Annotated in this window: 6 protein-coding genes; all 6 read right to left on the bottom strand. The window is 44.0% G+C overall.

The features are described from left to right. Positions 1-56: 56 nt before the first annotated feature. The gene (locus tag MHN81_RS11695; protein WP_239425791.1) at positions 57-5,372 is read right to left on the bottom strand and encodes a non-ribosomal peptide synthetase; all 5,316 of its coding nucleotides are present in this window, start codon (positions 5,370-5,372) and stop codon (positions 57-59) included. A gap of 167 nt (positions 5,373-5,539) precedes the next feature. After that, positions 5,540-7,951: an ABC transporter permease gene (locus MHN81_RS11690; protein ID WP_239425790.1), complete on the bottom strand. Its 2,412-nt coding sequence runs from the start codon at positions 7,949-7,951 to the stop codon at positions 5,540-5,542. A gap of 12 nt (positions 7,952-7,963) precedes the next feature. After that, positions 7,964-8,653, bottom strand: coding sequence for an ABC transporter ATP-binding protein (locus tag MHN81_RS11685; RefSeq protein WP_023398728.1), 690 nt, complete (start codon positions 8,651-8,653; stop codon positions 7,964-7,966). Positions 8,654-8,772: 119 nt separating this feature from the next. Next, positions 8,773-10,023, bottom strand: coding sequence for an HlyD family efflux transporter periplasmic adaptor subunit (locus MHN81_RS11680; RefSeq protein ID WP_239425789.1), 1,251 nt, complete (start codon positions 10,021-10,023; stop codon positions 8,773-8,775). A 134-nt stretch (positions 10,024-10,157) separates the two neighbouring features. Beyond that, entirely contained in the window at positions 10,158-17,606 is a 7,449-nt protein-coding gene (locus tag MHN81_RS11675; protein ID WP_239425788.1) for a MupA/Atu3671 family FMN-dependent luciferase-like monooxygenase, read from the bottom strand. After that, positions 17,603-24,394 carry a non-ribosomal peptide synthetase gene (locus MHN81_RS11670; protein WP_239425787.1) on the bottom strand — a complete coding sequence of 2,264 codons (6,792 nt, stop codon included), beginning with the start codon at positions 24,392-24,394 and terminating at the stop codon, positions 17,603-17,605. The genes MHN81_RS11675 and MHN81_RS11670 overlap by 4 nt, the downstream gene beginning before the upstream one ends. Positions 24,395-24,519: the final 125 nt, after the last annotated feature.

Here is a 24,519-nt window from a genome sequence, read left to right as displayed (position 1 = left end):
GGCTCAATCCCCCTGCTACAGAGCTTTACAGCTTTGCTACGGGCTACCAACAAGCTTTAAAACTCGCTCTCCTGCGGCATCTCTTGCATCGCGATAGTCAGAATTTTTTCCGCTAACGCCCTAACAGTCAAAGCGTCAAAAAACGCTTTTAACGTCACTCTGATACCCACATGCTCCTCTATTTCCGCCACAATTTTTACACTGAGTAATGAATTGCCCCCGAGCTGATAAAAATTATCTTCTACGCCCACCTGTTCTAGCTGTAATACTTCTTGCCAAATATCAACTAAAAGCACTTCTAACTCGTTCTCAGGTGCCATATAGTTTGCCGCTCTAGCTTGCTCCAAAGCGATTGAAGGATCAGGAAGGCGCCTGTGGTCAAGCTTTCCAAGCTCGGTTCTTGGCAGTTGCTCTACAAACACATACACACTGGGTTGCATATACTCATTGAAGATACTCTGAGCATGCTGGCGCAAAGTGCTCTCTTCTTGAGCTTGTGTTTGCATGTCACAGCTCATTACCACATAGGCAACTATGTATTGCTTTTCTGCACTTTCTTGATGCAAACGAACAGCGACATCTTTTACGCTTTCAAGACGATAAATACCGTGCTCCACTTCGGATAAATCAATACGGAAGCCATTTAAATTAACTTGGGAATCCTTTCTTCCCAGTATAATAATATCTCCATTGCTAAGCTGCCTTGCCAAATCCCCAGTGCGATAGAGTCGCTGCTTTGCAGAAGAAAACGGGTTGTCGATGTACTTCTGCTCAGTCAATTCACTGGCATTTAAATACCCTCTGGAGATTTGATCGCCTGCCACGTATAGCTCACCTTTACCACCGCTCGGGACTGGGTTAAGGGCCTTGTCTAAAATGTAGATCTGAGTATTTGTTAAAGGCTGCCCAATCGGCGTCGTGAACGCGCCACCTTGGTAGTTTTTAGGCACTGTAAAACAGCTCACATCAGAGGTTGTTTCCGTTGAGCCGTAGAAATAACTGAGTGTCATATTACTGTGCATAAATTGCAGTTTAGAAACCAAGGTATGGTCTAAAACATCTGCACCAATAAACCAATGTCTGGGCGGCACCAAGCGAGAAAAAGCCAGCTTATCGTAGTCCAAAAGCGTTTTAATATGCGCTGGCGAGGTGGCTGTGAATGTCACCTTGTGTGTTTGCATTGCTCGCATAAACGCCGCGGGCTCATTCAGTGCATTCTGCTGCAACACAACCAATTGAGCCCCAGCGCCGAGCGCGAAACACACCTCTCGTTCAGCGCGTACAAAATTAAATGGCGTACAATGTAAAACAACATCAAGGTGGCTTGCATTAAAGGTTTCTATCATCCACTGAGTTCTATTGATCATCCCTTTGTGGATCCCCACCACGCCTTTTGGTTTTCCTGTTGAACCTGACGTATAAATCACATACGCAGCATCTGTGACAGAGACTGGCAAGTCTGGATTTTGATACTTTTCCGCACTCTCAAATAAATTGTCATCGACAATTATCTCAGTCAGCTGCTTACCACTATTGACTGACTTAGTTGCTTTATCTGCGAGCATAAATTTAGCATTTGAGTCTGCCAAAATATGTTCGCGACGCTCGCGCGGAGTCGTCGGCTCAATGAGCACACAACAGACACGCGCTTTTAACCCGCCAAGAAACGCCGCAACCATTTCTACCGAACGCTGCATACAAATGGCGACGGTACTTTCTGGTGCTAAGTTGTGTGACAACAGCGTGTGCGCAATCGCATTTGCCATGTGATTCAATTCTGAATAAGTGACTCGCTGTTGTGCGCAAACAACCGCAATTGCATCCGGTCGCACAGCGACTTGTCGTTCAAATAATTGATGCACACCTTTAACTGTGAGTGAAGCCTCTTGACCATTTGCCACTGCCAGCTGTTGCTCTGCATTATCTCTTCGAGGTAGCACAATTTGATCAATAGACTGCTCTGAATCATGAGTGAGCGACGCAATAATTTGCACGAAGCATTTTGCCAAATACTCCACCGTATCTTGCTCAAACAGCTGTGTACTGTAATTAAAACGCAGCCACACTTTTTCTGAGCACTCCACTACAGTAAGTGCTAACTCAGCCTGTGCAATCTGGCTTGGCGCTTCATAAGATGAAAGCTCGAGCCCATGCAAATTGATATTTGCGCCACTTGTTGCCAAAAAGAACTCACCCACTGACTTAAGGTCGGGCGCTTTTTGCAAGGAAAATCGTACGTTAGGGAATATATTCGCGGCGCGCAACGCGTCTCTTAACTGCGGTAACTCAAAAATACGTTGTGATGGATAGCACTTGTTTTCTAAAACTGATAGAAAAGTGTTCTTAACACTCTTAAGCAAGTCATTAAACTGCATATCTCCATATATTTTGGTACGTACAGGTTTTACATCGACGAAACATCCAGCCACTTCAGCACAGTCAACCATAGGTCGCTGAGAGATCGGCGTGCCAACAACAATATCCTCATTGCCCATAAACTTGTGAAGCAAGACATTAAAAGCACTCAATAGCAGCGTATAGGGTGTCACTCCCTGGCGCTTTGCCAGTGTATATAGGTCGCCGCGCAGTCTATCTGGCAGTTTCACGTCGAAGTTACCACCTTCAAAGTTAAACACTTTTGGGCTCTTTCTGTCCGTGGGTAATTCCGTCACCTCTGAGAATCCCTCGAATTCTCTATGCCAAAAACGCGCCGACTCTGCATACTCTTGCTGCATGCTATCGCTTGATTGCCTGTGGCAATAATCAAGGTAGCTTACATCAGAAACAACTGGCTCTGGTTGCTTGCCAGCTAAGAGCAATGCATAATTTTTTGCTACCTGCTGTATGCATTTTTGTATAGACCAGGCATCCATCGCAATGTGATGTGCCACAAAGTGGAACAAAACAGTCCCGTTATTTCTAGCAAATATCGTTGCTCTAAAAACCGGGCCGTCTTTCAAATCAAACGGTTGTGTAGCCAACGCCTGTATTTGCGCATTTAACGCTTCACGACTCCACTGTGTAGCATCTTGATAAGCTAATACCTCTTTGAACTCACACAGAGGCTTTACGACTTGTTTGGCCTCACCTGACTGCTCTTGATATACGGTACGCAGAATCGGTTGCTGCGCAATTAAAGTATCAAATGCCTGCCTAAAAATATTGATGCAAAACGCCTGCTCAGATGTACCTCTGATTAAAATTGGTAGCGATAAATTCAATGCAGTAGTATTGCTGGACTGATTGTCAATCTGCCAGAACATAGCCTGATGAGTTGACAACTCACCATTTGCTTTGGTCGCTGAGAGCTCTGTTGGCACACATTGAGAGTACTGCTCATCAACTTTCGCTTTCAGTGCACAGAGGTCATCAACCAACTGCCCTAAATTTGACGTATTTAACAACTTTTCCATCGGGTAGATGACGCCAAGTTCAGTTTCAATATCATATTGCAACTGGGCTGCTTTCATCGAGTCTATGCCATAATCTAGTAATGGCCTATTGCGTTGTGCTGATTGCTCAAAATGTAATTTCAACCAGTCAAACATAAAGTGCTCAACCACAGTATTGGGCTGCCAATGCGGGTGTTCATGGCTCCCCTTTGACGTGGTGTTTTGCGTCTTGTTCAACCCCTGATACTGATCCTGTTGATAATTTGCTTTGCACAGTGAGCGCCTCACTTTACCACTCGAAGTAATCGGGACTTGTCCTGGCTTCACTAATAACACCTCGATGTGCAAATCAAAGGTGCTGTAAATAGCCTGCTTGATACTTTTCTCTAGCTGAGCGAAGTTCACTTTTCTCAATGACGTGCGTTCTACCTCCTGTATAAGCACAACATCGGGTTGGCCACCTTGGAGTGATGATTCACCGACAAACGCAATGCCTCTGGCTGGTTTTAATGCTGCACTGACTGATTGCGCTGTGGCTTCGAGATCCTGAGGGTAGTAGTTTTTCCCCCTAAGAATAATCAAATCCTTTAACCTGCCTGACACAAAGACCTGCCCATTGTGTACAAAACCCAAATCACCAGTGCGCAAAAAACGAGCTTGATAGCCGTCCAATTGCGCGTAGAACGCTGATTGACTGAGGGCTTTTCGCTTCCAATAGCCAAGACCAATGCTGTCACCACTCACCCATATTTCACCAACTGAACCATCTTCAATTGTCGTGCCTGAATCTGGGTTGACTATTTGTAACGTCACGCCAGCTTCCACTGCCCCACAACTCACCAGTGAACACGTATCGTCGTCAGGTGCTGATTTGATCACTATATGGTGGTCTTCTAGTGCGCTTCGGTCCAGATGTACAACTGCTGGTTCGGCTGCTTTTTCAACACCGCTGACCATTAAAGTAGACTCAGCTAGGCCGTAACACGGATAGAATGCCTGCCGTTTAAAACCACAACCTTTAAATGCCTGATAAAAGTTTTCAAGGGTCTGTGGTGAAATGGGTTCCGCACCATTAAATGCTACATCCCAAGAGCTTAAATCGAGTGTTTTTTTATCCGCCTCACTGACTCGCTGCACACATAAATCAAAGGCAAAATTTGGTCCTCCACTCGTGTTAGCCTGATATTGGCTTATGGCTTTTAGCCAACGAAGCGGATTTTGCAAAAATGCAGCTGGCGACATAAGGATCGACGTCGCGCCCATATAAACTGGATGCAGTATGTTACCTATTAAGCCCATATCGTGGTATTGAGGTAACCAGCCAACGACCACGGACTCGTTAGTGTGACAAAACTTAGCTTCAATCAGAGACTGGTTGTGCAGGAGGTTACCATGACTGACCATCACCCCTTTTGGATCCCCTGTAGAGCCCGATGTATATTGCAAAAAGGCTAATTTATCTGCATCAAAAACGGGCTCGGCCCAGTTATTTTCCGCGCTGTCATCAAGCGAGTTTGTGGTGATTAGCTGAGGTTTACCTTGCTCGTCGTCTGCAAATAACCATTTGTTCACAGACTCCACACAAGATGGGTCGAGTAAAATGGCTTGAACTTCTGCGTCATTCATAATGCCGCGTAATCGTTGCCAGCTTTCAGCCCTTGCTGATGGCAAATAAACAGGCACACTGGCGACTCCAGCATATAGGCATCCAAAAAACGCTTTAACAAACTCAAGCCCCGGTGAGTACACTAACATCGCACGTTCAACGGTGCCGCACGCCTGCAAATTGCTGGCAATTGCACGCGCATCTTTATCGAGCTCTCTATAAGTAAGTGTTTGCGCTAAATCCTCACCATTTTTTAAAAAGCGATAGGCGCATTTTTCGGGCTGAACTTCAGCATAATATTTAACGATATCAACAAAACTGTTTGCTTTTTCTTTTACATTAAAACCTGTGCTTATAAGTGAATTCAATGTCATTGCTTTTCCCTAGAACCCCGCCAAATAACAACCACAAATCTGTTATTAAAATTGAATTTGAAGCTGGCCTTATTCGTCGTGGTACAACTTAATGGCATAGAGCAAAGTACTTGCACATAAAAACTATGCCTGTCCTTTGCTACTGAACAATACATAAACTTGGTTGATCAATTCGTATGAAAGACCAAAGCCGGTTTTGTATTCGCTATTTTGTATGTGTGATAACTTGTTATGAGCGTCGTCAATGCCGCTGAAGCAAGTCCGATATACACAAACAATGAAGGTTCCAGCGTGATTCGATAACTAAATTCACTGAGCCAACGACTTGCAAACATGTAAGCAATAGGCCAAGCAAGCAAATTAGCAAGCAGTAATAGTTTCAAAAAGCCGAGATTAAATAACACAGTGATATCCCATGCAGACGCGCCGACCACTTTACGTACGCTGATTTCTTTTTTCTGGTATTTCGTTGAATACGACACCAATCCAAATACGCCAAAACAAGAAATTATGGTTGTTACAATAGCCAGTGCGACCATCACCACACGATAGCTCTCCCATTGCTCAAACCCTCGTGCCAAATCGTCCTCGATAAATGTTCTAATAATTGGATACTGTGGATAGACGCTATTCCATGTGCTGTCGATATGCGCCAAACCTTCAGCAATCCCACTTTCAGACAACTCTACTGATGCATGGACAAAGCCATTAGTCTTCACCAAAAACAGGTAGGGTTTGATTGGCCCATGGCCTGCAAGCATATGAAAATCTTCTACAACACCGACAATTTTAAAAGAAAAAGGCAAACGAGAAGGCTGTATTCTATCTATGCTTTGGTTGATGGCCTCATTAGCACTGGCAAATCCAAGCTTTCGCATAGCCAATTCATTGATGATGATATTAAATTGACTTGCACCACTGTCCGGCCCGGGGTCCACCAAATCAGACGGGTGATCTTTAGAAAATAACCGACCAGCCAAAAGCTTTACGTCATAGCTTTCAAAGAATCCGTGGTCCATATCAAGTCTGTTCAATGAGATGGCGCTTGTTTCACTTTCTCCTTTGACGGCATAAGTGCCCATCAAATTGTAATCCCGTGCCGGAACGCCCGTTGAACCACCGACACTCAAAACATCAGGATGTTTTTCAAGCTCAGCTTTAAGCGTTTTGTAGTGGGGAGCAATATCGGTCCAATGGATATTATCAATCACCACCACATTTTCTTTTTCAAACTTTAAGTCCATATTTTTCATAAAGCTGACTTGTTTATATATGATCAACGTCACGATGACTAAGCCAACGGAGACTGCAAATTGTAATAACACAATTGCCTTTCTCACCCACATTGAGCCCTGCCCAAACCTCATCATACCTTTGAGTACATGTGCTGGTTGAAACTTAGATAACATAAACGCAGGATACGCGCCTGATAGTAAGCCGGTGACCAAACAAAGAAATACGAGCCACCCGATTTGTCCCATATTGCCCAATAAATCTAGCGCCATAGATTTTTGTGTCATGGCATTTACAAGTGGTAGGAAGTAATAAGTCACAATGAGCGCAAACAGTAAGGCAAAAAATGCAAGAATGAGTGATTCAATTATAAATTGAGCAAAAAGATCCCTTCTGCTGGCCCCTACAGCCTTTCTGATCCCCAGCTCTTTGGCACGCTCCGCACCTCTGGCGGTTGCCAAATTCACCACATTTGCACACGCCATCAATAAAATCGCCAGCGCCACCGCTGAAATAATATAAATTATCTGTAACCCTTTGCCGTCTTGTGCGAGTAGGTTAATACTGGCGATGGGCTTTAGTTTAAGCTCGACTTTAGTAGAGAGAGCCTCCGGTGCATTAGCAGCAACAAGCTGAGTAATTTCCCGTTCTATTGCATCAGGATCAGCCCCCGCTGTTAACTTTAAATAACTGCTTTGGTTTGCATAGTCCCAGTTTATTATGCGATCGCCATACATTTGTTTGGCACTATCCATTGATGCAAATAAACTAAAAGTGAGGTGAGAGTTATTCGGGATGTCTGCGATGACACCTGAGACTTGCATTTGATGTTTTCCATCCAACCACACCATCTGATGCAATGCGTTGCCACTGGGAAATAACTTGTTTGCCATTGTCTCTGTGATGACAACAGAGTTCGGCTGCTGGAAGGCACTTGCTCCATCTCCTGCCGTGAACTCCAAGCCGAAAACATCTACGACACTTGGATCCGTAAATAACAAATTCTCATAAAATCGGTTGTCATTTGCAGAGACCAAAAAGTTAAAGTGACCAAATCGCGTTGCACTTTCAACTTCAGCTTGGTTACTCTCGATTAAAGGAACTATTGGCCCAAATGTATATTGTGTGTGAGTCCGATCGCCATTGCTATAGCTGCGGTTCATCTCGACTCGGTATATGCGCTCTGAATCCTGCCAAAATCCATCGTATTCAAACTCATCATTAACATACAGTCCAACTAACAGAACACAGGCAAGCGCGATCCCCAAACTAATAATATTTAGCAGAGAATACAGTGGGCTATGTATAAGTCGCTTAAGTGAAAAAACTATCGTATCTACCGTCATGAGTCACCCAAATCAGCACGCAATACTTTGCTCAAGAGAGCCTGAAACCAGTTTGCCGTCCAACAAGGTTAAAATTTGATTGGCATATTGGGCATGTGCTTCTGAGTGGGTCACCATGATCACCGAAGTACCTGTTTTATTGATATCAGAAATCAATTCCATGATCTCTCTACCGAGGTTGCTGTCTAAATTACCTGTTGGCTCATCGGCAACGATTAGCTTGGGCTTATTTACTAAAGCGCGTGCGATTGCAACGCGTTGCTGCTGTCCTCCTGAGAGTTGTCCTGGATAGTGCTTGATACGATGATCCATGCCGACTTTTTTCAGCATTTCTAGCGCCAGTTCCCTTCTTTTTGCCTTGGGCATTTTGTGATACAGCAAAGCCACTTCGACATTTTCAATCACCGACAGCTCATCGATCAAATTAAACTCTTGGAAAACCACACCTACATGCTCTTTTCTTATTTTGGCAAGTTGGCTTTCTTTGTAGTTTGCGATCTCCTCGCCCATAAATTCATACTTCCCTTCAGAAGGCGTATCCAACATGCCTAAAACATTGAGAAGTGTAGATTTACCACAACCAGACGGCCCCATGATTGCCATAAACTCCCCTTGAGGCAGAGAGAGATTTATATCACTTAAAGCCGTTGTTAAGATTTCGTCTGTACGATAGTGCTTTGAAATATTTGTTAGTTTTATCATTTGAATTCTATCAGTTTGTTATATTAGTTTTTGACACAAATTGAACAATAAAATGTCGCATGAGCTTGCGTTTCGCTATCAAACAAGCCCTCCATGATCAACGGTAATCCAACTATGAATTACTCGAGGATCACAGTTTCCGAGTCAAGGAAGTTTGCATACGATGAAGAAATGATTTTTTCGCCAATTGCCAATCCAGAAATGACTTCGACATACCGATCGTTTTTACGACCTAATTTGACATGTCTTTTAATCGCAGTGTGATTTTCAGGATCCAGTACAAATACCCACTTACCGCCCGTATCCTGATAATATGCGCCGTTGTGTACCATCAAGGATGATACAGGCTCTGAGAGTTCGAGCTTTACAATGAAGTTTTGACCGCTCGTAATGTCTGTGGGTTGCTGATCAGAAAACGTTAGATCAACTTTAAATGTGCCATTGATAATTTCTGGGTAAACTCTATCTACAACGACCTGATATGGTTTCCCTTGGTATTGGATACTGCCTTTTACATTCTCTTTGACTTTAGATATATAAAACGAGCCAACGTCGGCGACAATTTTAAACCTGTCGATTTGATCAAGTTTGCCCAAGTGCTCACCTTGTGACTTTGATTCCCCTAGTTTGATATCTAAAGACGTAACCTGGCCAGATATGGGTGCCTTCACGACTAGGTCGTCCAAACTCGCTCGGATTATATTTAAATGCGCCTTAAGGCGTTGCTCACTTTCTTGAAGCTGCTGGACCTTTTCACCTCTGACACTATCTTCACTTTCTTGCTCTTGTCGGATAATCGCCAATTGGTTAGTTTTAAACTCTAGCTCTTCTTTAACCGCTTCAACGTCATCTGCACTAACGTGCCTCTGACTAATCAAACGCTGATAATTTTTTAACTTACGTGTCAGCCGTTTTATATCGTATTCGATTTCGTTACGTTCTGTTTCAAGGTTTAGGCGTTTGCTGTCAATTGAAAGTCGAGTATTTGTATTAATATCTAACTGCTCACTGACTCTTGCCTCTTGAGAGTAAACTTGAAGTTGAAATGCAGTATTCTTGAATTCAATGATTTTTTGTCCAGCTTCAACAAAGTCGCCTTTTTCAACATATAGTTTATCGACAATGCCACCTTGTATCGCATCCAAGTAAACTGTATTTAATGATTCAGCAGCACCACTCACTGGCGCCACATTTTCAAAGCTACCTTGTATAACTTTTGATGTAGTTACCCTTTCAAGCTTGACCGACGAATAATCACCTAAGTTATATTCATTATAAAAAACAACTGCACCACCTAGCAAAATACATACACCAAGCACTTTGCCAAAAACCTTCTTATAATCGGTTTTCTTTTTAACTACCACATCCATATAACAACCACCCAAAACACAAAAATTAATTTTGTGCACATTTATTATTTTTATTATTTTTTATGGTTACTGCCGTTTTATGTTCAAAAAACGGCAGTAACTTAGCGTAAAGTTAAGTGACTTTACTTTATGGACTAAAGCTCAAATTCAATTAAGTTTTCGTGCTCTAAATCAGTCTCGCCATTTTCATTTTGTTCAACAATGTTAACACTGTCGATCAGGGCAGAAATTGATTCTACACTACTATATTCAAATATCAACTTCGTCTTTATTTCAAAACCGAACTCAACCATTAACTTATTTACAACATTAATTGCGAGTAAGGATTGCCCCCCTAAAGCAAAAAAGTTAGAGGTGACACTAATGGTTTTTAAGCCTAATACCTCAGCCCAAATATCATGGACAATTCGTTCGGTCTCAGTTCTCGGCGCAATATATTCTTGTTGCGTTTCTTTCAATTTTAATTGGAGAGCCCCCTTATCAATCTTACCGCTTACAGTTCGAGGTATATCATCTATTACCGTATATACATTCGGGATCATATATGCAGGAAGTTGATTAATTATTGCTTGTTTTACATGGGTAAATAACTGCTCTTTATTCACAGAATTTTCAAGTACTAAATAAGCTACTAAATATTGCTCTGCACCTTCTTTTTCTGCCACTACAACGGCCTCTTTAATCCCCTCAAAGGCATTTAAGCAGACATCAATTTCGGACAGCTCAACTCGCAAACCGCGTAATTTAACCTGTCGATCTTTACGCTCTAAAAACTCCAGTGATCCATCAGGCATCCAGCGACAAATATCTCCGGTGCGATACCAGATATCCTTTTCACCTTGTACTAATGGGTTTGATATAAAGCTTTTAGCTGTTAACTCAGCATTATTTAGATATCCTCTCGAAATCCCGGCGCCACCAGCATATAACTCTCCGGGCACGCCAATTGGCTGAGGTTGCTGGTTTTCATTTAAAATACACAAAGCCATATCATTAAATGCAGTCCCGATATTACTGATCCCCAGCTCAATATCTAGCTGAGATATCTCTCGAGCTGAAGCGTACACCGTCACTTCAGCAGGCGCCCAAACATTAAAGAAACGGGGTCTATTTTGCGCGTCTAGTTCGTACCATGGTCTCAACATTTTGAAGTTCAAAGCTTCGCCCGCTAGGTTCACGTTCACCAGTGACAGTGCGTGACTATTAACGTCAAATAGCGATTGCAGTGTATAAAATGCGGAAGGTGTCATAGACAAATGGGTGACCTTTTCATCGACTAACAGACGATAAAGATCGCCCATATCTTCAATTAAGGTCTCGGGAATGAGCACCAGTTGCCCTCCATGCAGTAGACTTCCCCACATCTCCCAACCGGATACATCAAATACATACGAGTGGAATGCACAGCCAATATCATGTTCGGTTCGTTTCATGGCCGCAGGGCAAGCATCAAATAAACGTGTCATATTACGATGCTCAATCATAATCCCTTTGGGGGTCCCTGTACTGCCTGAAGTATAGATGATATTTGAAAGCTGAGACGGTGAGACTTTTATATCAAGGTTCGCTGGCGAGTAGTCCGAAAATAAGCTGCAATCTTCAGTTAATACCGTACTTATTCCTTGCAGCGGATAAGCAAAAATGTCTGCTTCGCGAGTCAACATAAGTTCAGCCTGTGCTTCGCTTAGGATTGCTTCCGTGCGCTGCTGCGGAAGGCTAGGATCGATGGCCACGTAGGCTCCGCCCGATTTGAGTACAGCTAAAATTGCAATATACATTTCAAACGAGCGGCCCAAGCACAGTGCAACCACTTGCTCAGAAACAATCTGGTGGCGCTCAATCAAGTAATTAGCCAAACGGTTTGCTCTATCATTTAACTCAGCATAAGTGAGCGTCTCGCCATCAAGCTTTAAAGCGATAGCACTGGGAAATTGCGCTGCGATTTGTTCAAATTGTGTGTGCAAACACCGCTGAGACTCACTTTCCAAAACACTCGCCGTCTCACAACTGCTAAGCTTCAGATCAGCTTGCTGCTTTTCCACAGACGCAGTAAACAGTGTTTTTAACTGATGTAGGTTTGGCAGATTATCAAGAACAAGTGATTCATCAACTCCAAAATCGACAAGACAAGCAATTTCATTCACACCACTGGCCGCTATCTTTTCGACAGTTGGCTTACAACTATCCACCGTGCCCAATAAAGCATTTGAATGATAATAACGCCTAAACGCGCGTTCGGTAATCGCATTGAGTTCATCAGACTGATTTAAATCTCCTGATAAAACCATATCTGCAGATTCACCAACCAACTTCGCTATTTCCTGTGGTGATCCAGCCGAGGTAACCAAGTAGCGTTTAAATGGCTCCTTCACGTGGTCAAAGATCACCGCTTCATTGTCAGCAATAAAGGTATGCGCCAGGAGTGTAACTGTCCCGTGCCCTAAATGACCTGCCTTTTTCCATGCATCACGATATGCTGCAACTTTACCAGCAAGATCATCAAGAGATTGGCCAAGTAGATGAGTTAAGACATTTTGACCCGCTTGACCAGCTCTAACAAACGCGTCGACATGGCCCGCAGTGGTCGTCCAAATCGGTATCTCGGCTTGAATAGGGCGAGGCCTGATACTCACCTCTTCGGTTTTGCCGTTACCCGAAGGCATTTCAATCGTCTCACCTTTCCACAGAGATTTGACTGTTTTTATCCCCGCTTGCAAATCATCTCTGCGACTTTCATACCCTTGCGGTGCCAACACGAAGTCTTTTGGAGACCAACCAGCTGCAAAACCAAGCCCAATTCGGCCCCCTGAAATATTGTCAATGACCGACCAATCTTCAGCTACTCGAACAGGGTTGTGCAGGGGTAATACACAGCTACCAGCTCTAATTTTGACCCGCTCAGTCATACCCGCAATGGCTGCCGCGGTGATTGCAGGGTTGGGGAACAGACCACCAAATGCACCAAAGTGTCGCTCGGGGGTCCACACCGCTTCAAATCCATGTTGATCTGCGAATTTAGCGCCTTGCATCAGCAGGTTGTACTTACCCACACGGCTGTCACCGGCATCGTTCGCAAAAAAGAACAAACTAAAGTTGACACTTTTTTCGCTCCCCTCAACCTGCAGCTCACTTGCTGTTAGTTGGTTGTATACGGAGTGAGACAAGCTGCCCTCGTTATCCGTATGCCAGTCTACATACTGGGCTGATTTTTCTTGCTCAGATAACATCGGCAGCGCTCGGATCGTCTGACTTGGCTGCGCAATAATACTTGATAGCAAACATTCAAAGTTGTCCGCCATTCGTTCGATTGTATCGGCTCTAAACAAGTCTGTTGCGTATTCCCAAACGCACTCGATCCCCGTATCTAACACTCTAAAATACAGTGTTAAGTCGTATTTGCTAAATGGCGCCGTAAACGGCACACTCTCAAATACCTGAGCTTGCTCTTCGTCAAAGTCGCCTCTTCCCCCACCGACAGTCTGACTTTGATCCATATACACCAATTGTATCTGTGCAATGGGCTCGTAACTCAAACTGCGACTTGGATTCAATTCATCAACTAAGCTTTCAAAAGGCAAATGTGCATTGGAATAGCATTTCAGTAAGTTTTGCTTTGTTGTAGCTAAAAACTCAGAGAATGTTGGATCACCCGTCAAGTCACTGCGTAATACTAAGGTATTGACAAAAAACCCAACCAACGGCTCCACTTCTTTTTGCAGTCTATTTGCAACTTGAAAACCGACAATAATGTCATCTTCGTTGCTATAACGACCAATAAAGGAAGAAAAAGCAGCCTGCATGGTCATATACAAGGTTGTCCCTTGTTCTTGGCTCAAACGGTTGAGCCCGCCAAGCACGTTATTGCCAATGGTCTTAATGTACTGTGCGCCGCGATAGCTTTGATACTTTGGTCTGGTAAAATCGGTTGGTAAATTGTTTACATCAGGGGCACCCAATAAGTACTCTTTCCAAAATTCAATTTGATTTTCCAGCTCATTTTGCGCTAACCAACGGGATTGCCAGTCGGCATAATCAATGTATTGAATTGGAAGTGGTGGCAGATCATGGGCTTCACCTTTAGTATAAGCGAAGTATATCTTACTCATTTCTTCAACAAGAATATTGACCGTCCAGTTGTCAGAGCAAATATGATGCTGACTGATACACAGGATGTCGCGATGCGCATCAAATTTGATCAATAATGCTCTTACCATCACGCCATCTTCTAGCAATGTAGGCTCCAACAAAAACTCGTCAAATAATGCTGTTGCAGCATCCATTCTTTCTGACTCACATACATCACTGACGTCTCGAGTAATTATCTCTACATCGCAATTGTCCGTAATTTGCTGTACTGGCTGACCATTTACGTTGCGGTAGCGCGTTCTCAAGATGCTGTGTCGATTGACAATTTCAGACAGCGTCTTCTTCATCGACGCAATACATACATTTTTAATAAATACGCAAAAGGCGTTATTGTATGCGGACAGCCCATCTTCCAACTGAGAAATCATCCACAACCTTTGCTGCGAAGTAGACAGGGTTGCTAGCTCGGTTTTGCCCGTAGCGTAAATAGGAGGTAGCACGAGGTCGTGCGCGCTTGCATCTCGCTTTTTTTGAATTTCGTCTGCTTGCTCAGCAACCGTCGCCAATGTGAATATGGTATCAATGGACAACTCAATCTCGAAGGTCTCCCTGATCTCCGAGATAACTCGAATCGACATCAAAGAATCAACGCCCAAGTTTAGTAAGTTGTCGTCAATTGTCAGTGTGTCATTCGCAAGATATTTTGACCAAATAGCCAATAGCTGACTTTGTGTGCTGCTCAATCCAACATCGCTTAAAACCAGACCAGCTGGTTTTTCAAGATGTTTATCTGTATGAGCGCCCTCATTATGCGCTTGGCTAGATTGCGACGCCGTATTGGCGCTGCCTATGCGCATTAACTCCGGCGCATAATAACAAGTATTGGCGAAAGGATATGTTGGTAGCGCGACTCTGCAACGCTGCTCTGCATCATAAAACTTTGCCCAGTCAATATCGTAGCCCGCCAATTGCAATTGGCTTAGTGACGTCAGCAAAGCGCTGTCAGTATGTTGAAGATGCTGTTTTGCACTGTGCGTCGTTGCGATAGACACCGCTTTTACACCACTTTCAACCCCATTTTGCGCCACTAGCTGAGACAATGTATTGCCCGGTCCAACTTCGACACAAATGACATCGGGATCCTTGAGTAATACCTGTACACAATCTGAAAACTTTACGGTGTGGCGCAGATGTTGCTCCCAATAGAGCGGCGTTTGAACTTGCTCGCTATCAGCCCAGTCGCCTGTCAAATTAGACAAAAAAGGCGTGTGCGGTGCATTCAGTGTAACACCTGACATACATGCTCTAAAATCGCTCAATATCGGTTCTAGGTGTGCACTGTGCATGGCATGAGAAGTATGCAATTGAGTCGCACTAATTTGCTGTTCTTGAAGCTGGCGTTGCAGCTGTTGAATTAACGCAGTATCGCCTGACACCACAACTCTTTGTGGTGCATTGAGCGCAGCAATAACAAGCCCTTCACAGAGGTAGCTCTCCACATCTTCTAGCTTAGCAGCGACTGCCAACATGGCCCCCTCTTGCATAGACGCAACCAACTGGCCTCGTTTTGCAACAATAGCCAGTGCATCTTCATAACGCATCACACCCGCAGCACACGCCGCAACGTATTCACCTAAGCTATGACCAAGAAATGCCTTTGCATCACATCCCCAGCTAGTGAATAGCTCAAACAACGCATATTCGAATATAAACAGTGCTGGTTGCGCATACTCAGTCGCAATCAATTCGCGGGCTTCGTAATCATTGTCGGGGTAGAACACCTCTTGTAAGGCAACGCCCGTGCTTTGCTCATACAGCTCAAACCCTTTTAACATTGAGGCTCTAAATACAGGCTCTGTGTCGAAAACATCCCGCCCCATATTAATGTATTGAGCTCCTTGACCTGGAAACAAAAAGCACAATGTCTTTGTCTTAGACTGATCTACCTGAGTGTGTTTGGTTTTACCTTGTAGTTGAGTCTTCAAATCATCGAGGCTTTTCGCCACAAAATTTGATTTGATTTTCAAGTTTTTCCTACCAAGGTGAAGGGTATATGCAATATCGGCAATGCTCGCATCTGGATTTTTGGCGATATACTCTGCCAAGTTGTTTTCCATTTCGACTAGGGCTGCGTCTGTATTAGCCGATAGCGAAATAATATGCTCATCTCTTGATGGGCCGGAATAAGGTAGCGCTTGATGACCCTCAAAAATAACGTGAGCATTACTGCCGCCCAATCCGAACGAGCTCACACCCGCACGCAATGTTCCGTCAAGCCCGCCATCCCAATTGGCACTGTGCTGATTGACATAAAATGGACTATTTTCAATATGTAGCAAAGGGCTAGCCGCAGTGTAATTTAAACTCGCTGGGAGCGTTTTATGCTGCATAGATAAAATGGTTTTAATTGCACCAGCAACGCCCGCCGCTTCGCCAGCATGACCTATATTGGATTTGACTGATCCGATGGCAATACGGCTGTCCTCAACCTCATCAAAAACTTGTTTAAGTGCGGAGATCTCTATTGGATCGCCTATTTTAGTTGCCGTACCATGGGTTTCTATATACTGAATAGAATCAGGGCTAATTTCAGCCCTTTGCAATGCATCACTGATTACCTGAGCTTGACCACTCACACTGGGGGCTGTAAATCCTACTTTGTTTTCGCCATCGTTATTGATGGCCGAGCCTTTGATCACTGCAAGAATATTATCATTGTCTTCAACGGCATCTTCCAATCGTTTAAGAACTAAAACGCCGCAGCCTTCTCCGGGCACGGTGCCCTGCGCCAACTCATCAAATGGGCGACATACGCCATCTGGAGATAGAATCATATCCTCTTGATACAAATAACCTTGCTCTGCAAGTGCGCCAATGTATACACCACCAGCTAAAGCAATATCACACTCACCTATATTTAAGGCTTGGCAAGCTAAGTGAATGTTCACCAAGGAAGTCGAGCAAGTGGTATTATTTGAAATTGCAGGTCCAGTCAAGTTCAACTTATGTGATACGCGAGAACACAAATATCCAGGTTCATTCACACTCGCCAATGCGTAACCATCTGCCATTGATGTACTTGCTAAACTTTCATCTACTTTTCTCAGCCAACGTGTATTGCTACTCGCCCCCGCGTATAAACCTATGAGTCCATCATAATTTTCACTGGTATATCCGGCATTCTCTAAGGCTTCCCAAACCACCTCGTGAAATACACCAAACTGTGGGTCCATGAATTGCGCTTCAGCGGCGCTATAGCCAAATAACTCTGCGTCAAAGCATTTTTTTCTCGCCACAAAACCCGAACGCTTGACGTAGTCAGGTTGTGAAATGGTGCTTTTCTCTAACCCCTGCTCAACTAACTCGCTTTCCTCTAGATCTTTAATACCTTCTGTACCTGAGTGTAACAACTGCCAATATTGTTCTATATTTTGTGCAGCAGGGAACCTGCCTGCCATTCCTATGACGGCGATTTCTAATCCGTTATACTCTTTCATATCTCAGTCCCAGTTTTTATTTTTGAATTGTTTTTATTAAACTTTTTCCTTGCCAACATAATTCGATTTTTCGCGCCGTCTAAGTTTTTGCGCTTAACCTTATTGACATTCGACTTGCTCACAAATTGACTTAGCTGCCCGACACTCGGGTACTGGAATAAGTCTGCAATTTGTAATGATGTATTGAGTTGATGATTGATTTCTTTACATACGGAAATCGTGTTTAATGAGTTTCCACCCACTTCGAAAAAGTTATCATCAATGCTTAATTCATTGATGCTTATACCCAGTTCCTTGCTCCAAATCTCTAGGATCACTGTTTCGACGCCGCCTTTTGCCGCGACACGCTTGCGACTTGAAACAGGCTTGGCCATCAATGCTAAACGGTCCACTTTGCCATTGGCTGACAGAGGGAAGGTGTCAACGACCGAAATGGCACTCGGTACCATGTAAGCTGGTAGTTCGAGCTGTAAGGCTTGGCGCAAACTGTTGATAAACTCAGGGCTATTTTCATTGCCATGGGTAGTTTGGACAAACGCACACAGCACTTGATTTTCAGCACGTTCTTTGACCAGCACCACGGCATCATGAACTGATTCAAGGTCTCTCATTTTGGCCTCAATTTCACCGAGTTCAACCCGCATCCCTCTGAGTTTTACTTGGCTATCTAGTCGACCCAAAAACTCTATGCTGCCGTCGCTGAGCCAACGCGCCAAATCACCGGTGCGATAAGCCTTGTGTTCAACACCTAACATGTTCAATGTCACAAATCTCTGGGCGGTCAATTGCGCCTGCTTTAAATACCCCAGACCCACTTGGCAACCAGCAATATATAGCTCTCCTTGTGCTCCTTTGGGCGCCAAATTACCCTCTTTATCGAGGATCAACAGCTTAGTATTGGCTGAGGGGTAACCTATGGGCACTCGTTTGTCTTTTCTCAAGGTGTTGAAATGCCAATACGATACTTCAATTGCCGCCTCTGTTGGCCCGTACTGATTAACCAACTCAACGTTTTCAAAGGCGTTAATCGCTTGTGCTTGAAGTTTATAATTCAGCGCTTCCCCGCTGGTCATCAGTAGCCTCAAAGACTTCAATTTAGAAGTGTCTGCATGATTGATAAACAGCTGCAACATCGAAGGTACAAAATGAATAATCGTAATGCCGTGGGCTACTATGGTGTCCGTCAAATAGTTTGGATCAGACTGCGCACCTGGCTTGGCCAATATCAAAGTACCACCAGATGTGAGTGGCCACAGTATTTCTCCCAAAGAAACATCAAAGCTCATTTGCGTTTTCTGGAGTATTTTATCATTCGGTTGCATGTTGAATTGATGCTGCAAAGTATGAAGCCGATTCACCAAACCTCCGTGGCTATTTAGCGTTCCCTTTGGCTTGCCCGTTGAGCCTGAAGTATAAAAAGCATAAGCCAAATCGGAAGGCGCCACCTGTACTTCACTCGTCGCAATATTCTCTATTTTGCATGTACCAAACACGCTGTCTTGTAACTGCATGTGAGCCTGCTCAAACTCATCTAGTAACACCAGCTGGCCCTCATAGCCTTGTAGAACAGATTGAATATGGGCGTGCGTCAATATCAGCATTGATCCAGAATCATCAATCAAGTACTTCAATCGGTCTTTAGGCAAACTCGGTTCTAGCGGCAAATATGCAGCGCCCGCTTTGAAAATGGCCAGCATGCCCACAACCAACCCAATTGAACGTTCAGTGCATACCCCAACCAATGCAGACGGTGGGAGCTGTACGGTATTTATTAAATAGTGTGCCAGTCGGTTTGCCCTTGCATTGAGCTGCGCAAAAGTCAGTTCAGTGCCTTCATACGACACAGCGATAGCATCTGGGGTTTTCGTGACTTGTAACTCAAACAGTTCATGAATACACAGCGAAGGGGAGAAATCCACAGCGGTATCATTTAGTTCATTGACCAGATGTTGCTGCTCTTGCTCTGATAACATCTGCAATTGACTAAGCGGTGTGTCAGACAGTCCTTGGTGCTGACTTAACCCAACCAGTAAATTGTGTAAGTGCTCACTCAGTTGTTGAATATACGCGTCTTGAAATAAAGTCACGTCATAAACCCAATCGATGGAGATCTCACTGTCGCTGATCTGAATATCAATATCTAAATCAAATTTCGTTTGAACACTTGTCACTTGAAAAGGCTGAACATCTATATCCACAGCCGCTGTCGAATCAAACAGTGACGCACTATGGATACCAAAGTCATTATTAATGGTTAGCATGATTTGAAATAGAGGACTGTGAGCTGTACTTCGCGGCACTTTAAGCTCATCAACCAACAGCTCAAACGGGACATCTTGATTAGATTGCGCTTCCATATGCACCGCTTTTACATAGTTGAAATACTCACCTAATGACCCTTTGTTGGTATCGACACGAAGCACCAAGGTATTTACAAAACAACCAATTAGAGCCTCTACCTCTGGTTGGAGTCTGTTCGCCACAGGCGTACCTATCACCACATCCGAGTCATTGCTATGACGAGCTAGCACCAACGCGAGTGCACCGTGAAGCAACATAAACGGGGTTAATTGATGGTGTTTAGCCAAACCAATGAGTCTGCTACTCGTCTCACTGTCCAAACAGTGTGTCACCTTTTTTCCGCGATACGCTTTAACTTGCGGACGTGCTGCGCTCAGCGGTAGGCTATGCGTCGCAGGCAGCTCAGATAACTTACTTTTCCAATACGCCAATTGTTGGCTCACAGCTGGTGTATTGAGATTATTGTGCTGCCAATTGGCGTAATCACAATACTGCACGGTAAGCTCTGGCAATGGGCTTGGCACGTCATTTAGGAAGGCGTGATATAAACTAAAAAACTCTTTCATCAATAACTGAGCAGACCAACCGTCAGAGGCGATATGATGCATATTGAGTACCAACACACCTTTGGGACTGTCGCCTTTAACAACCTCAAAGCAACTGACCCTGAGCATAGGCGCTTGCTTTAAGTCAAAAGGTTTAGCCACCTCATCATCGATAAGCGCTTGGATGTCTTGACGATTATTATCTCTCTCAATATGGTGCATCTGGTGTGATAAATCATGAACCACAACCTTGAAGTCCACCTCTGTCATAGGTATGACATGCTGATGTACCTCTTTTCCCTGCTCTTTGTAAACCGTTCTCAGAACATGATGACGCTCTATAATGGTCGCAAATACCCGCTCCAGTAAATTTAAATCTAGCTTTGATGTATATTCCAAAGCCACAGATATATTGTACTGAGATGCCCCACCCTGTAATTTATCGATAAACCACAATCTGTTTTGTGCAGAAGATAAAATGCGATAACTTGACGCTCGCTCAACAGGCACTATATGACGAGATAGAGTCTGCTCAGTGTATAAGTCACTCGGTGTTTTTATGTGACGATTTATGCGCCGTTCAATCATCGCTGCCAAGCTGACCAAGGAGTTTGATTCAAATACGCTCTGAACCGGCAACTCAACCTCAAACTGAGCGCGAATATGTGACACTAAGCGAATACTCATCAAGGAGTTTCCACCAAGCTGAAAAAAGCTCTCGGAGGTACTCAACTTGCCTGCATCTATGCCCAGAAGTTCAGCAAATATCGCCACCAATTTTTTTTCTGTCTCGGTGGTTGGTGCAACATAATCCCGAGCCGATGCACCTAAGTCAGGTAGCGGTAAGGCGCGGCGATCTACCTTGCCATTATTGGTCAATGGCCATACATCAACCACCTGTAATACACTTGGGATCATGTGATCTGGTAATTGTGCCAAGAGCTCCAACTTAACTTTTTTAACCCAGTCAAATTGCTCACTCTTTTTCAATTGATGCACAGGTTTGATATACCCGATAAGCTGCAGTTCCCCAGCCAACTCTGAAGCTATGACCAATGCTGAATCAATATCCGGGTGATCAGTCAAATGTGCCTCAACATCTCCCAACTCTAATCGAAATCCGCGTATTTTAATTTGCTGATCTTCTCTTCCAACAAATACCAGATTTCCATCATCCAGATAGCGCACCAAGTCCCCAGTGCGATACAAACGCTCGGAGCTAGCAGAGTTGTTATGATCATAAAATGGATTTGGGATAAAACGTTGTTGGGTCAATGTCGGCAGGTTGAGATAGCCTCGCGCCACCCCTTTGCCACCAATGTATAATTCGCCTATCGCACCGTAGGGCAGCAACCGCTGCTGTCGGTCTAAAATAAAATACTGCACATTCGCATTGGCACATCCAATATGGATTTGTTCACCATGGGTAACATTTCCTCGTGAACTGTATATCGTAATTTCAGTAGGGCCGTAGTAATTGTAAAATTGGACACCTAGCGCTCGCCATTTTTTGACTAACTCTAAAGAGCAGCTTTCCCCACCCGTCGCGACTACTTTAAGAGATCGATAAGTATCTGGCTTTATAACTTCGAGGATAGAGGGTGTCATAAATAAATGGGTGACATCAGCGTAAGATTCCAATTCTTTTTGAAAGTCCAAAGATGAGGCCAATCTCAATTTCGAACCAGATGCCAAAGCACACCAGTAGAGCCATATTGCCGCATCAAATGCAATGGAGGTGGCCTGATAAAATACATCGTCCGGCTCGCCGTTAAATGGTGGGCATGTCGTACTATACAACATGGTATTTGTCAGGCCCGCATGGGAAATCATCACCCCCTTTGGCTTCCCTGTGGAGCCCGAGGTATACACCACATACGCAAGGTGGTGATTGTTTAAACCCAGCGTTTCTTTGGCAATATTTTGAGAGCTATAGTGACTATACAGCTGCACATCATCCAAATCGATAACATCTCCAGAAAAGCCTGTTAGCGCGTAGTGCGCTTTTCGATGGCTAACAATGGTCGCCAGCGAAGCATCCTCAAACATATACTCGAGCCGCGTTCGAGGATAACTCGGGTCTAGTGGAATGTAGGCCCCCCCAGCTTTCAAAATCCCCAATATTCCTATTATCATTTCCAATGAACGCTCAGCGCACAGTCCAATCAGTGTGTTTGGTTTTACGTCATGCTTATGGACCAAATAATGGGCGAGTTGGTTGGCGCGCTCGTTAAGTTCTTTGTACGTCATACTTTGTGTTGCAAATATCAAAGCAACACTATTTGGCCGAATTTGTGCCTGCTGTTCTATTAACTCATGAATAAATGGCGCATGAGGATACTCCAGCTCGGTGGCATTGAGCTCGGTTACTAGGTAGTGAGTTTCTTGCTCATCGAGCATGGGCACATCATGTGGAGAAATACGCAAGTTGGATACGCTACTCAGTTCAGTGAGTAAACGACAAAAGTGCTTGTTGAATCTCTTGACTGCCTGCTCTGAAAATAGGCTTGCGTCATAAATCCAGCTTACTTCCATACCTTGCTCGTTAATATTGAGCTCTACACTCAAATCAAACTTAGCCAACACTGAGTCGAATTGGCATCGTCTAATAGTCACACCAGCCAACGATTCGTTTAACCCATCAGCGCCATTGCCAAAGTTGTCATTGTTAACTGTCATCGCAATTTGAAATAGTGGGCTGTGGCTGGTGCTTCTTGAAATATTTAGCGATTCGGCGAGTTGCTCTAGCGACACATCTTGATTTGCCTGCGCCTGTTGGTGAACTTGCTTGATATGTTCAAAATAGCTGGCAAGTGAATCTTGGTTTGTATCGACTCGCAACACCAAGGTATTCACAAAGAATCCGATCAATGAGGCCAATTCTTTTTGAGCCCGATTTGCCACTGGAGTACCTATGATAATATCAGCGCTATTACTGTGCCGAGCAAACATCAGTGACAATGCACTGTGTAACAACATAAATGGTGTCATGCCATTTTGTTTTGCTAGAGCGTGTAAATTATTACTTATCGGTGCAGGCACTGTGTCTCGAATTATACCACCTACATATTGCTTTACCGCAGGCCTAGGGTGGCATAGTGGTAAATTGTGCACCACAGGCAGATCATGTAATTGCTGAGTCCAATAGTCTATTTGTTTATCCAAGCGCTTGTTGGATAGCGACTCACGCTGCCAGTATGCATAGTCTACATACTGAATTTCTAACTCTGGTAATGGCGCTTTATTGCCTTCAATCAATGCCTGGTACAGAGTAAAAAACTCTTTCGCCAACACATCTATGGACCAACCATCTGATGCAATATGATGCATACTCAACGTCAATACAGCGTAAGCCAGATCCGTTTTGAAGTAGCTTACACGTAACATCAGATCCTCTGACAAATTGAACGCTTTTTGTTGCGCTTGCGCGGCCAACTGGCTGACCAACTGCCGTTGCTTTTCCTCACTATACTGAGTTAAATCTTCACAAGTTAATTCAAAGTCGACTGCAAAATTGGGTCGAATTGACTGTTTAATTTCACCATCCTGCTCAATGTAAACAGTTCTGAGTACTTCATGTCTGTTGACAATGGTCTTGAATACTTGCTGCATTACAGCAATGTCCAAACTCGGTGTCACCTCATATGAGACCGACATATTATATTGTGAAGACCCCTCGTGAAGTTTATCAATGAGCCACAAACCCTGTTGAGCGAAAGACGTCGGATGCAGCTGCTGTGCTAAATCGCCTCGTGCTATTTTTTTTATTCTTTTGTCTAAGGTCTTGTCCGTTAGATAGTCAATCAATTGATTTTTATTATCTTTAATTAGCTGAGCAATTTCAGGGCTTATTCTGCCCTTGGGCGCTTTGGCTTTCAAAACCCCATCGTCTAAATAAATACTCACGCCCAGCTTTGTAATTTTTGAATATACTTCCTTCACTTTTACCTCAAAACTTTTGATGCTTATTTCAATCTGAGATCAAATTAAACGCGCTTTCCCTCAAGCCTCCCAACACCAAGTTACCTAGCTCAATAACCTTAGCTTCCCAACAGCGCTAAACTTGC

This window comes from Pseudoalteromonas sp. Of7M-16 (assembly GCF_022347805.1).
Classification (GTDB): domain Bacteria; phylum Pseudomonadota; class Gammaproteobacteria; order Enterobacterales; family Alteromonadaceae; genus Pseudoalteromonas; species Pseudoalteromonas luteoviolacea_F.
This window is presented reverse-complemented; position numbering and strand designations above follow the sequence as displayed.

Bases quoted from the DNA above. Each gene is read 5' to 3' on its own strand.
- MHN81_RS11685 (WP_023398728.1), bottom strand. From the start codon at position 8,653: ATGATAAAACTAACAAATATTTCAAAGCACTATCGTACAGACGAAATC.
- MHN81_RS11675 (WP_239425788.1), bottom strand. From the start codon at position 17,606: ATGAAAGAGTATAACGGATTAGAAATCGCCGTCATAGGAATGGCAGGC.
- MHN81_RS11690 (WP_239425790.1), bottom strand. From the start codon at position 7,951: ATGACGGTAGATACGATAGTTTTTTCACTTAAGCGACTTATACATAGC.
- MHN81_RS11695 (WP_239425791.1), bottom strand. From the start codon at position 5,372: ATGACATTGAATTCACTTATAAGCACAGGTTTTAATGTAAAAGAAAAA.
- MHN81_RS11680 (WP_239425789.1), bottom strand. From the start codon at position 10,023: ATGGATGTGGTAGTTAAAAAGAAAACCGATTATAAGAAGGTTTTTGGC.